The 12,482-nt window shown below is 64.1% G+C and carries 12 protein-coding genes; 5 read left to right on the top strand and 7 right to left on the bottom strand.

The features are described 5' to 3' along the window. Positions 1-15: 15 nt before the first annotated feature. From ACOQFP_RS15285 to ACOQFP_RS15295, 3 genes are read left to right on the top strand one after another with little or no spacing between them, the layout of a single operon-like run. On the top strand, positions 16-378 hold the full coding sequence (locus ACOQFP_RS15285; protein ID WP_206490652.1) for a GntR family transcriptional regulator: 363 nt from the start codon (positions 16-18) through the stop codon (positions 376-378). Beyond that, a complete protein-coding gene (locus tag ACOQFP_RS15290) occupies positions 375-1,298 on the top strand; it encodes an ABC transporter ATP-binding protein (RefSeq protein ID WP_421584797.1) in 924 nt (307 codons plus the stop codon). Before ACOQFP_RS15285 ends, ACOQFP_RS15290 begins: the two co-directional genes overlap by 4 nt. Beyond that, positions 1,295-1,990 (top strand): ABC transporter permease, encoded by a 696-nt coding sequence (locus ACOQFP_RS15295; protein ID WP_421584798.1) that lies wholly within the window; start codon positions 1,295-1,297, stop codon positions 1,988-1,990. The genes ACOQFP_RS15290 and ACOQFP_RS15295 overlap by 4 nt, the downstream gene beginning before the upstream one ends. Here ACOQFP_RS15295 and ACOQFP_RS15300 read toward each other — a convergent pair. Continuing rightward, complete coding sequence (locus ACOQFP_RS15300; RefSeq protein WP_421584799.1) at positions 1,974-3,509, bottom strand: cobyric acid synthase; 1,536 nt, start codon at positions 3,507-3,509, stop codon at positions 1,974-1,976. The genes ACOQFP_RS15295 and ACOQFP_RS15300 overlap by 17 nt on opposite strands. Next, complete coding sequence (gene map, locus ACOQFP_RS15305; protein ID WP_206490435.1) at positions 3,506-4,381, bottom strand: type I methionyl aminopeptidase; 876 nt, start codon at positions 4,379-4,381, stop codon at positions 3,506-3,508. Before map ends, ACOQFP_RS15300 begins: the two co-directional genes overlap by 4 nt. 141 nt (positions 4,382-4,522) lie before the next feature. Between map and ACOQFP_RS15310 the strand changes: the two genes are divergently transcribed. Beyond that, entirely contained in the window at positions 4,523-5,395 is an 873-nt protein-coding gene (locus ACOQFP_RS15310) for a helix-turn-helix transcriptional regulator (protein ID WP_206490433.1), read from the top strand. 22 nt (positions 5,396-5,417) lie between these two features. On the opposite strand, the gene ACOQFP_RS15315 is transcribed toward ACOQFP_RS15310, so the two are convergent. The 5 genes from ACOQFP_RS15315 to dxr all read right to left on the bottom strand — a co-directional run bounded on the left by ACOQFP_RS15315 (position 5,418) and on the right by dxr (position 11,890). Then, positions 5,418-7,208, bottom strand: a complete 1,791-nt coding sequence (locus ACOQFP_RS15315) for a penicillin-binding transpeptidase domain-containing protein (protein ID WP_421584863.1) — start codon at positions 7,206-7,208, stop codon at positions 5,418-5,420. 104 nt (positions 7,209-7,312) lie between these two features. Beyond that, positions 7,313-8,149: a GNAT family N-acetyltransferase gene (locus ACOQFP_RS15320; protein WP_421584800.1), complete on the bottom strand. Its 837-nt coding sequence runs from the start codon at positions 8,147-8,149 to the stop codon at positions 7,313-7,315. Between the two features lie 121 nt (positions 8,150-8,270). Then, positions 8,271-9,434: a flavodoxin-dependent (E)-4-hydroxy-3-methylbut-2-enyl-diphosphate synthase gene (gene ispG / locus ACOQFP_RS15325; protein WP_206490429.1), complete on the bottom strand. Its 1,164-nt coding sequence runs from the start codon at positions 9,432-9,434 to the stop codon at positions 8,271-8,273. Positions 9,435-9,467: 33 nt separating this feature from the next. After that, positions 9,468-10,691 (bottom strand): M50 family metallopeptidase, encoded by a 1,224-nt coding sequence (locus tag ACOQFP_RS15330; RefSeq protein ID WP_206490427.1) that lies wholly within the window; start codon positions 10,689-10,691, stop codon positions 9,468-9,470. 5 nt (positions 10,692-10,696) lie between these two features. After that, positions 10,697-11,890, bottom strand: a complete 1,194-nt coding sequence (gene dxr / locus ACOQFP_RS15335; RefSeq protein WP_421584801.1) for a 1-deoxy-D-xylulose-5-phosphate reductoisomerase — start codon at positions 11,888-11,890, stop codon at positions 10,697-10,699. A 69-nt stretch (positions 11,891-11,959) separates the two neighbouring features. Here dxr and ACOQFP_RS15340 point away from each other — a divergent pair, with 69 nt between their 5' ends. Beyond that, positions 11,960-12,481: a DUF1990 family protein gene (locus tag ACOQFP_RS15340; protein ID WP_421584802.1), complete on the top strand. Its 522-nt coding sequence runs from the start codon at positions 11,960-11,962 to the stop codon at positions 12,479-12,481. Position 12,482: the final 1 nt, after the last annotated feature.

Genomic DNA, 12,482 nt, shown 5'->3' on the forward strand with positions numbered 1-12,482 from the left:
GCTTCGGCGGCGGTTCTGATGGACGAGGGCAGGCCGATCTTCCTGCAGATCGCCGAGCTCGTCGAGAACTCCATCGTCGATGGCTCGTTGGCCGAGGAAGAGCAGGTCCCCTCGACCAACGAGCTCGCCGCGTTCCATCGCATCAATCCGGCGACGGCGGGCAAAGGTCTCGCGAAGCTCGTCGCCGATGGCGTCGTCTACAAGAAACGAGGAATCGGAATGTTCGTCACTGCAGGCGCTCGGGACGCTCTTCGATTCCGTCGCCGCGAGCTGTTCGCTCGCCAGTACATCGATCCGTTGGTCACCGAGGCACGCAAACTCGGCATGACCGTCGACGAACTCAAGACCATGCTCGACAACTGGGAGGAAGCACGATGAGCGTCCACACCCTCGACTCGATGGACGAACCCCGCACCATCGCTGCATCGACGACTCACCTGAGCAAGAACTTCGGCTCGTTCACCGCCGTCGACGATGTCAGTTTCGAGATCGAACAGAACAAGATCTACGGATTTCTCGGCCGCAACGGCGCGGGCAAAACCACCGTCATGCAGATGATGACAGCGCAGATGCGCCACAGCGCCGGTGAGATCTCGATATTCGGACAACGCCCGTGGGAGAACCCGCGCGCTCTGGCTCACGTGTGCTTCGTCAAGGAAAGCCAGAAGTATCCGGACGATCTCAAGGTGAAAAGTGCCATCTCGCAGGCCTCGCACATACTTCCGCACTGGGACAGCGAGTTCGCCGCCGAGCTACTACGCGATTTCGACCTACCACTCGGCCGCAAGATCAAAAAACTCTCACGAGGAATGACCTCGGCACTCGGCATCGTCATCGGACTGGCCTCGCGGGCACCACTGACATTCTTCGATGAGCCGTATCTGGGATTGGACGCCGTCTCGCGACACATGTTCTACGACAGATTGCTTGCCGACTACGCCGACAATCCCAGAACCGTCGTGCTGTCCACTCACCTCATCGACGAGGTGAGCGATCTGATCGAACACGTAATTCTCATCGACAAGGGCAAGATCGTGCTCGACGAGGACTCGGATTCCCTGCGCGAGAGCGCGTTCGAGATAACAGGGCCGGCACAGGCCGTCGACTCGTTCGCCTCGGGGCACCGAATACTGCACCGAACTGCGATCGGCGCGAGCGCCCGCACCACCATCGACGGCCGATTGAACGAACGGCAGAAATCGGACGGTACCGCAGCAGGGCTGACCATCGAGGCCGTTCCGTTGCAGCAGTTGATCATCGAACGCACGACAGGCGACACCGAGGAGACAGTGTCATGAAGCGAATACTGAATGTAGCCCGCGTCCACAACACCTCATGGGCGACCACGTTCACGTGGCCACTGGGGATCCTTGCGATAGTGTTCGCCATCACCTACGGCATCTTCCTGGTGGTACCGACGAGCAATTCCGACTCCACCTTCACCGGCGGCGTGTTCTCCGTGTACGGATTCGCCATCGCGTTCTACATCACCGCCATAACACAGTGCTTTCCCTACGCACTGAGCCTGAGTATCACCCGACGCGAATTCCTCAGCGCTACAGCCCTCGTGGGGATCACACAGTCGGTTGCGATCGGCACGATCGTGTATCTGCTGTCCTTGGTCGAGGCGGCGACCGGCGGATTCGGCAAGAACATCCGTATGTTCGGCCTCGCCCGATACGCGACCGACAATCCCGTCCTCCAATGGGCCGCCCTGGTGACAGGATTGTTGATGATCGGCGGAATCGGTGCCTTCATCGGCGTCGTCTATCGGCACTACCGTACGAACGGACTGTTCACGCTCGGTCTCGGCGCGCTCGTGGTCTTCGGCGGCGGAGCGATTCTCGTGACCTGGCAGAACTGGTGGCCGCACATCGGCAGCTTCTTCACCGACACGCCGCGAGTCCTACTGCTGGTCGTCATCCCGTTGACCATCGCAGGCGTGTTGTCAGCCGCCAGTTGGTTCGGTTTGCTCAAAGCAACTGCGTGACAATCATCTCGACGCGACGGTCGACGCCGTTCTCGATGAGATCGAGTATTGCGTCGACGTCGAGATTGTCCTCCACGAGATCCGCCAGCAAATCCAACTGCTGCTCTCTGAGAGCCCTGACCGACGTAGCAGGTGCCACCACGAATCCGGTACGCCCGGACGCCTCTGCCACCCAGGAGAGCACGTGACGCCGGAAGCCGTCGGACTCGAGCAGACCGTGCCAGTGGGTGCCCACGACACTGCCGCGCACACTGCCCTCGTCAGCACCCGATGCCGATGACGACAACGGCCGGTCACCGTTCCGGGCAACGCGACCGTGATGAATTTCGTACCCTGCCACTGCGTCCGAGCCGAACTCGACCGAGAAGCCGTTCACCTGTGCCAGCACCTTCTCGTCCGCGAATTCGATGTCCAGATCGAGCAGGCCGAGCCCCTCGACCACACCGACACCCGACTCCACAGTGTCCGAGATGGTTCGGCCGAGCATCTGGTAGCCGCCGCAGATACCCAGCACCGGCCGACCCGCCGCGGCCCGCTCGGAAATGGCACGAGCAAGACCGGTGCGCCGCAACCACTCCAGATCCGAGACGGTGGACTTGCTGCCAGGGACGACCACCAGATCCGCATACTCGAGCCGAGACGGCTCGGTGACCCAGTGCACCGACACACCCGGCTCGCAGGCCAGCGCCTCGACGTCGGTGGTGTTGGAAATTCGCGGCAACCGCACCGCCGCAACGCGTAGCCACTGCGACCCGACCGGCGGACGCGGCCTGCCCACCGGGGCATCGGGAACGGTGCCCAGCGAATCCTCGGCATCGAGCCACAGTCCGTCGGCGAACGGAACGACGCCGTACGTCGGCCGCCCGGTCAACGCGTGCAACTGATCGAGACCGGGTGCCAACAGAGTCGGGTCACCTCGAAACTTGTTGATCACGAAGCCCGCAACGAGCGCCTGGTCTTCCTCGGACAGCACCGCCACGGTGCCGAACAGATGCGCGAGCACTCCCCCGCGATCGATATCTCCCACGACGATCACCGGCAGCGATGCCGCCGACGCCAGACCCATGTTGGCTAAGTCCGTCGCGCGCAGATTGATCTCGGCAGGCGAACCGGCCCCTTCACAGATCACCACGTCGAACTCCGCACGCAGAGAAGCCAACTCCTCGGCCACCACCGCGCGCAATGCCTGCCGATGCTCGATGTAGTTGCTCGCACTCACCTGCGCCATCGCACTCCCGCGCACCACCAATTGCGAGGTCCGATCGCTGCCCGGCTTGAGCAACACCGGATTGAAACGCACACTCGGCTCCAGGCCGCAGGCCGCAGCCTGCATCGCCTGGGCTCGGCCGATCTCACCGCCGTCGAGCGTCACCACCGAGTTGTTGGACATGTTCTGTGCCTTGAACGGAGCTACCCGGACGCCCCGACGAGCCAGCATGCGACACAGACCGGCAACCAACACACTCTTGCCCGCGTCGGACGTCGTCCCGGCAACGAGAAGTGCACCTTTCGGACTCACGGGAGAGTCAGAATCTCGCTACCCGTCTCGGTCACCACGAGCGTGTGCTCGAACTGCGCCGTCCACTTCCGGTCACGGGTGACCACAGTCCAGCCGTCGTCCCACATCTCGGCGTCGATGCCGCCCAGGTTGATCATCGGTTCGATGGTGAACGTCATCCCCGGCTCGATGACCGTATCCACCGAGGGCTGGTCGTAGTGCAGCACGACGAGACCGTTGTGGAAGGTGGTGCCGATACCGTGACCGGTGAAGTCCTCGACCACCCCGTAGCCGAACCGATGCGCATACGACTCGATGACCCGGCCGATCACGTTCAGTGCCCGACCCGGCTTCACCGCCTTGATGGCGCGCATCGTGGCCTCGTGCGTGCGCTCGACGAGCAAACGGGCTTCCTCGGAGACGTTGCCGGCGAGGAAGGTCGCGTTGGTGTCGCCGTGCACGCCGTCGATGTACGCGGTGACGTCGATGTTGACGATGTCACCGTCCTCGATCACCGTGGAGTCGGGGATGCCGTGGCAGATGACCTCGTTGAGCGAGGTGCAGCACGATTTGGGAAAACCCTTGTAACCCAACGTGGACGGGTATGCGCCGTGATCGATCATGTACTCGTGTGCGATCCGGTCCAGTTCGTCGGTGCTCACGCCGGGGGCGACCGCCCGGCCCGCTTCCTGAAGCGCTCGAGCAGCGATCTTCGACGCCAAGCGCATCTTCTCGATGACCTCGGGAGTCTGCACCCAGGGTTCGCTCCCCTCGGCAACCGTCGACTTCCACGCGTACTCGGGCCGCTCGATCGACTTCGGCACCGCAAGGACGGGCGAAACAACGCCTGGTACGAGTGGCTGGCGTGGCGTGCTCTCGGCGGTCACAGACATACGCACCACAGTAGTCGGCACCCGATCTGCCCCACGACGCAGCGCATCGATGCTCGATGCCGGCGAATCACCGTTCGTTGCAGCGGATATGATCTGGGTCACGTTCATACCCGAAGCGTCCCGCGCGAGGAAGGAAGCACCATGATTCATTCGAACCTGTTGCGACCTCGTGACGGTGATGCCCTGCGGGCCGAATTGCGCCAGGTAGCGGCGACATCCGGAGTCCCGGTGGTATTCGGCGGCGAGGTGTCCTCGAACACCTTGTACCTGAGCGAGTTCCACGGCACCAGAACGCGGGGTCTCGACGGACTCGCCATCGCGCCGAGATCAGGACTCGGCGGTCGGGTGATGGCGCAGCGCAGACCGGCTGCCGTGAGCGATTACGGCTCGTCGCTATCGATCACTCATCACTTCGACCGCCCCGTGCTCGGCGAGGGCCTCAAGTCGATTCTCGCGGTGCCGGTGGTCGTCGCCGGTGCCGCGCGGCTGGTGATGTACGCGGCGGTGCGCGAGCGCGGGCCCCTCGGCGATCGCGTCACGGACCTCATGACGACCGCCGCACGACGCCTCGGCCAGGAGATCGCCGTGCGCGACGAGGTCGACCGCAGAGTCCGCCTGTTGGAGACCACCGGATCGATGCTCGATTCGGATGCCTCGCGCACGGCCGAACTGCGCAGCGTCCACGAGGAGCTGGCCGATCTCGCTCGGTCGGTGGATGACGGGATCATTCGCCGCAGACTCGACGCGGTCGCGGCCCGTGTGGCGGCGTCGCTCGGCCAGGAAACACACCACGGCACGCGGGCCGAGGAGATGTCACCGTCGTTGACGCCACGCGAGATCGACGTGATCTCGCAAGTCGCACTGGGCTGCACCAACATCGAGGTGGGTCGCCGCCTGTCGATCGGTGCCGAAACGGTCAAGTCCTACCTGCGTAGCGTGATGCGCAAAACCGATTCGCACACCCGCTACGAGGCAGTGATGACCTGCCGACGACTCGGCCTGTTGAACTCCTGACCACGGGACATCGACTGCCCGCTCAGTATCCCGGCGGCAATTGCTCGAACATTTCCCTGGTCACTGCGACCGCGTTGTCCGAGCTTCCCCCGCGCACCACCAGGGTGGCGAAAGCGATATCGCCTCGGTAACCGACGAACCAGGAGTGCGAGCCGCCCTCGACCTCTGCCTCACCCGTCTTTCCGTAGACCTCCCCCTGATCTGCGATGCGCTCGGCGGTACCGCTGGTGACCACCGACCGCATCATCCCCCGCAGACCATCGACCATGGCCGGCTCGATCGGCGGATGATCGCCGGTGATCATGGTGTCTCGTCCGACCAGCAGATTCGGAACCGGCGTCGAACCGTGTGCCACGGTCGCGGCCGCCAGCGCCATACCGAAGGTGGACACCACCACCTTGCCCTGCCCGAAGCCGTCTTCGGTGCGCTGGACCAGTTCCTCGGCCGGGGGCACCGAACCCGAATCGGTCGGCAATCCGACGACGTCGTAGTCCGGTCCGACGCCGAACTGAGACGCGGCGACCGTCAACGCGTCCGGCGACATCTCACTGGCCAGCTTCGCGAACGAGGTATTGCACGAACGGGTGAACGCGGTGGTCATCGTCACGTCACCGAGTGAGAACTCGTTGTAATTGGGCACACTGCGCTCGCCGATCACAATGCGGCCCGGGCACGGCACGGTACTGCCCGGACCGGCAAGTCCGTTCGAGATGGCAGCGCCTGCAGTGATGATCTTGAACGTCGATCCGGGCGGGTAGAGGCCAGCGGACGCGACGGGCCCGTCCCGGTCCGCCGCCGGATTCTGCGCCACCGCCAAAATGGCACCGGTCGACGGTTGAATGACCACCGTCATCGCCTGCTCCGAGCGAGCATTCACCGCTTTCTGGGCAGCGACCTGGACGTTGCGATCGAGACTGATCGAAAAGGAGGGCACGGGCTCCGGCGGAGTATCGGTGAGAACGTCGATGTCGATGCCGTTGCGGTTGGTGGTCACCACACTCCAGCCCGCCTTCCCGTCGACCTCGTCGATGACGGCCTTCTTGACCTGCCCGACCAGATCCGGAGCGAACGTCGGATCGGTGGACAACAGATCCGATTCGTCGGACGCAGTGACGCCAGGGATCTCGGTGACGGCGGCGGAGATGGGCTCGAAGTCGCTCTCGCGCAGAAGCGCGACCGGATAGTCGCCATCGACCGAGGTGGCCGACTCCACGATCGACTGTGCCGTGATCGATGCGTCGAAGGCAGTGAGCAACGATGCCAGTGCTGTTGCCGAGGCGACGACGTTGTTCGTGTTCGCCGCGTCGAACTTGATGCGATGCACCACGCCGGGCACCAGCACATCGGTGCCCGAACGCTCGTTCACGCGTGCGCGCGGAGCTGCCGTCGAGCGGAGCGACATCGTCTGGGTGTCGCCGAGCTTGGGATGTATGTCCGACGACGTCCAGCGGACCACCCATTCACCCGCGGTGCGGCCCATGTTCAGTTGCCCGTCGTAGGTCCATACCCGGTCCTTCGGCAACTGCCACCGATAGGTATAGCCGACCGTGGCGGTGTCCCCGTCGACCTGCACCGAGGTCGTTTCCGCATCGAGAGCCTCGGCCTGCAGATTGGTCCACGTCTCGGTCAGCGCTGCGGCTGCCGCGTCGGGTTTGTCGGTGCGCGCAGCGGCAACCTGGATGTCCTTCGATTCGAAGGCGGCGAGAAATGCCTGAGCGGCCGGTTCCGGGCCGTCGGGTTTGGGAGTGCACCCGGCGAGCGAGGCGACCGCGACGGCTCCGATCGCGAGCAGCGCACACACTCTGTACCGCATATCGGTTGCACAAGGTGATCTCATCGAGACCCATCGTAATGGGGCAGCGGGCTACCGACGGCAACGAATCGCGGTTGGCGACAAGCCAATCGAGAAGCCCGGCGTCAATCCAGAAGCACGGTCGTGAAGGTCGCTACCTGAGTGAGACCGATCTTTGCGTACGCCCGCCGGGCGACGTAGTTGAAGCTGTTGACGTACAGGCTGGCGATGCGGCCATGCCGGACCACCGAGTTCACCACTGTCGCCGTGCCGGAGGCACCCAACCCGTGACCTCGCAGGTCGGGATGAACCCACACTCCCTGAATTTGGCCGACCGACGCCGACTGTGATCCGATCTCGGCTTTGAACACCACTCGGCCGTCCTCGAATCGAGCCCAGGCACGCTGGGCTGCAATGAGACTGGCGATCCGTCGTCGATAGCCCCGGCCGCCGTCGTTCATGCGCGGGTCGACTCCGACTTCCTCGATGAACATCGCCACGGCTGCCGTGAGATACGCATCGAGCTCGTCCGGACGAACGAGGCGGACCTGAGGATCTGCTGGAACGGACGAGCGAATCGACGTCGCCAACAGTGGCTGCTCACTACGGACCTCGCGAGCCGGGCCCCAGTCGGTCTCGAGCATCTCCCACAGCGGAAGTGTCAGTTCGGCTCTGCCGACCAGGGACGAACACAGCCGTGGGCCGCGGCACGCGCGATCGGCGAACGATCGAAGGTCGTCGGTGGATCCGAGCAGAGGGACGAGGTTCGCTCCGGAGAAGCACAACGATTCGTCCGGGCCACCCCTACTCCATAACTCACCGTGAAAAGACCTCGGATCGAGCCCGGATTCCTGCACCCGCGCCGCAACCATGCAGGTGGCTACCGGATCGGCGTCCAGCACCCGCAGCACGTGTGCGGCGTCTCGATTACCGAGAGGCTTCGCACCGAGGAGCTTGAGCACCTATGGACCTCCTGACCCACCTACCGCCTGCGCCCCGACCGAGCGTGTACCGAATCATTCCAGAGAACACGTCGTCTCGGTGGCGGAGCGGCAAACCGGACACCGATCAGATCGACTCCACTCAGCTGACCGTCACCACGGGAGCGCCACCGTCTGTGGTCTCGTCCTTGTCGAATTCCTCGGCAATGCGCATGGCCTCCTCGATCAGGGTTTCCACGATCTGCGCCTCGGGCACCGTCTTGATGACCTTGCCCTTGACGAAGATCTGGCCCTTACCGTTACCCGAGGCCACCCCGAGGTCTGCGTCACGCGCTTCTCCCGGCCCGTTGACGACGCATCCCATGACGGCGACGCGCAGCGGGATCTCCATGCCCTCCAGGCCTGCAGTGACCTCGTCGGCAAGGGTGTACACGTCGACCTGTGCCCGACCGCAGGACGGGCAGGACACGATCTCGAGCTTGCGCGGACGCAGATTGAGCGACTGCAGAATCTGGTTGCCGACCTTGATCTCCTCGGCAGGCGGGGCCGACAACGACACCCGAATCGTGTCGCCGATCCCGCGAGAGAGCAACGCCCCGAACGCCACCGAGGATTTGATGGTGCCCTGGAAGGCCGGCCCTGCCTCGGTGACACCGAGGTGCAGCGGGTAGTCACACTGCGCAGCGAGCTGCTCGTAGGCGGCGACCATGACCACCGGGTCGTTGTGTTTGACGGAGATCTTGATGTCGCCGAACCCGTGTTCCTCGAACAGCCCGGCCTCCCACAGCGCCGATTCGACGAGAGCCTCGGGGGTGGCCTTGCCGTACTTCTTCATCAGCCTGGGATCGAGCGAGCCCGCATTCACGCCGATACGGATCGGGATGTTGGCGTCGCCGGCAGCCTTGGCGACCTCCTTGACGCGGCCGTCGAACTCCTTGATGTTGCCGGGGTTGACGCGCACCGCGGCGCAGCCTGCATCGATTGCGGCGAAGATGTACTTGGGCTGGAAGTGGATGTCGGCGATCACCGGGATCTGACTCTTCTTGGCGATGATCGACAACGCGTCCGCATCGTCCTGTGTGGGGCATGCCACACGCACGATGTCGCAACCCGATGCCGTCAGCTCGGCGATCTGCTGCAACGTGGCGTTGATGTCATGAGTTTTGGTGGTGCACATCGATTGCACCGAGATAGGACTGTCGCTACCTACTCCCACCGATCCGACCTGGAGCTGCCTGGTCTTTCGACGTGGCGCGAGTACGGGCACCGGCGGTGCCGGCATTCCCAATCCGACTGACACGGTCACAGTGGCCTTCTTTCGTCGCTACGACTGTCGAGTTTACTGATAGATCTGAATCGGGTTGACGATGTCCGCCGTGAGCGTCAGCAAGGAGAACCCGATGAAAACGATGATGACCACGTAGGTGACCGGCATCAGCTTCATGTAGTTCACCGGTGCCCCGTCGGGCAGGCCGCGCCGGTTACGGAAGATGTTGCGGATGCGCTCGTAGATGGTCACGGCGATGTGGCCGCCGTCGAGCGGCAGCAGCGGCACGATGTTGAACGCACCGAGGAAGAAGTTCAGCGACGCCAACAGCCCCAGGAAAGTGATCGCGTCGTCACGCTCGACCGCTTGGCCGCCGATGACACTGGCACCGACCACGCTCATGGGTGTGTCGAGTCCGCGCTGTCCGCCGAAGATCGACTCCCACAGCGCCTGCACCTTCGTCGGCAACTGGACGAGGGCTTTTCCGGTCTGCACGAAGATGTCGCCGGTGAAGACGAACGTCTCGGGCACGGCCTCGATCGGGTTGTATTGGATACGCGGGGGCATGATCGTCGAACCCTTCACACCCACGGCACCGACTGTCATCGATTGCACGGCTCCGGTATCCGGGTCGGTGACGTAGCGCTGCACCTCGGTGATCGGAATGGTCAGATCGATCGATGCTCCGTCCCGCTCGACCGTCAAGTCGACCGAGCCGGACGAGTTTCGCACCGCGTCGACCACATCGCCCCAGTACTGCGTGGGCTGGCCGTTCACTGCGGTGATGACATCGTCTTTGCGGAGCCCGGCCTCGGCGGCGGGACTGGTTCCCGAGCAGGGCGCGAATGTTCCGTCCTCGCTCTGCGAGGGTGCGATGCAGACGACATTGCTCACTTGAACGGTGGGAGGCGTCACCCGATCCGGCGTTCCCCAGCCCAAGACCAGCGTGTAGACCAGCACGATGCCGAGTACGAAGTTCATGGCGATTCCGCCGACCATGACGACGATGCGCTTCCACGTCTTCTGGCGGTACATCGCCCGCTCGACCTCGTCGGGAGCCAGCTCGTCGATCGCCGTCATGCCTGCGATATCGCAGAAACCGCCTGCCGGAATGGCTTTGAGGCCGTATTCGGTCTCCCCTCGCCGGAAGGAGAAGATCTTGGGGCCGAAACCGATGTAGTAGCGCCGGACCTTCATACCGAGCGCTTTCGCGGTCCACATGTGTCCCGCCTCGTGCAGCGCGATCGACACGCCGATACCGACGGCGAACAGCACGACACCTATTGCGAACGCCATGTGAGTCAGAGACCCTTCTTCTTCAGGAGCTCACGCGCACGTGCGCGAGCCCAGGAATCCGCAGCCAGAACGTCGTCCACGGTAGTCGGGGCCGCCGACCAGTCCCCGCTACCGTCGTCTACCACCGCGCGCACCGTCTGCACGATCTGGGGGAATTCGATGTGCCCGGCCAGAAAGGCCTCGGCCGCGATTTCGTTGGACGCGTTGTACACAGCTGTCATGCAACCGCCCAGGATTCCTGCCTCGCGGGCCAATTGCACCGCGGGAAACACTCGATCGTCCAGCGGCCCGAAATCCCAGGAGAATGCCATGGTGAAGTCGAGTGCGCGTGCCACGTTCGGGACTCGATCGGGCCACCCGAGTGCGAGCCCGATCGGCAACTTCATATCCGGCGGGCTGGCCTGAGCGATCGTCGAGCCGTCGACGAACGTGACCATCGAGTGGACGATGGACTGCCGGTGGACGGTGACGTCGATCTTCTCGTACGGCACCCCGAAAAGCAGGTGCGCTTCGATCAATTCGAGGCCCTTGTTGACCAGTGTCGCCGAGTTCAGCGTGTTCATCTGACCCATCGACCAAGTGGGATGCACGGCCGCCTGCTCCGGGGTGACCGATGTCAGTTCTTCCTCGCTCCACCCGCGAAACGGTCCTCCCGAGGCGGTCAGGATCAGTCGATCCACCTCGCTACGGTGTCCACCACGCAGGCACTGCGCCAATGCCGAGTGTTCGGAGTCGACCGGCACGATCTGCCCGGGAGCGGCCGCAGCGAGAACGAGATCGCCGCCTGCCACCAGCGACTCCTTGTTGGCCAGCGCCAGCCGAGCGCCGGTCTGCAGGGCGGCCAGAGTCGGCTCCAGGCCGAGCGAGCCCACCAGTGCGTTGAGCACGACGTCGGCAGGCGTCGATTCGACGAGCTCGGTCACCGCACGCGGACCACTGAGCACCCCGGGCAGGTCGAGCTCGGCCGCGGCGTCGGAGTCGGCCACGGCAACCCGCTCGACTCCGGTCTCGGCGATCTGACGCCGGAGCAGATCGATGTTGCGTCCGCCTGCGGCGAGACCGACCACGACGAATCGGTCGGGGTTGGCTGCGATGACGTCGAGTGCTTGGGTTCCGATCGAACCGGTGCTCCCCAACAGCAGCACGCGAATCGGGTCGGGACGGTCCGCGGTGGTCGTTCGCTCACGATGGTCTGGCACGGGTCCATTGTTGCCTACCGAGTCTGAGAAACCCCTATGCGCTTCACCGGTACTGGCACGCTGGGGGGCATGGACGTCTCGAAGTACCGCACGACCTCGTTCAACTACGCCGATGTGGGAGCGAGCGAAGGGACCTTTCCAGCCGACTACCACCACCTCACCAGATCGCAGGTGATCGGGGCCGGGCTCGACGAATACGGGGCGGCAGCCGATGCGCTGATGCAGTGGGACATGCATCGTGGGGCCGGGCTGAGGGTTCATCCCAGTGCCGACACCGCGATCCCCGACGCAGTGGTCGTACTCACCCTCGGCCCGATCCGGAGCCCGTGCCGCGTGGTGTACGTCATCGACGAGGCCAACCGTCAGGGCTTCGCCTACGGCACGCTCGACGGCCATCCCGAGGCGGGCGAGGAGCTCTTCCACATCGACTACTCCCCTGCCGACGGCGTCGTCACCGCGCACATCTCTGCGTTCTCGCGTCCGGGACGCTGGTTCACCACACTGGGCGGTCCCGTGGGCAGGCGGGTACAGGCGCTGATCACCGACAGGTACTTCGCCGCGTTGGAATCGGCGTGCCGTTCTGCTCGTTGAG

This window comes from Rhodococcus sp. MALMAid1271 (genome assembly GCF_049195265.1).
Taxonomy (GTDB): Bacteria; Actinomycetota; Actinomycetes; order Mycobacteriales; family Mycobacteriaceae; genus Rhodococcoides.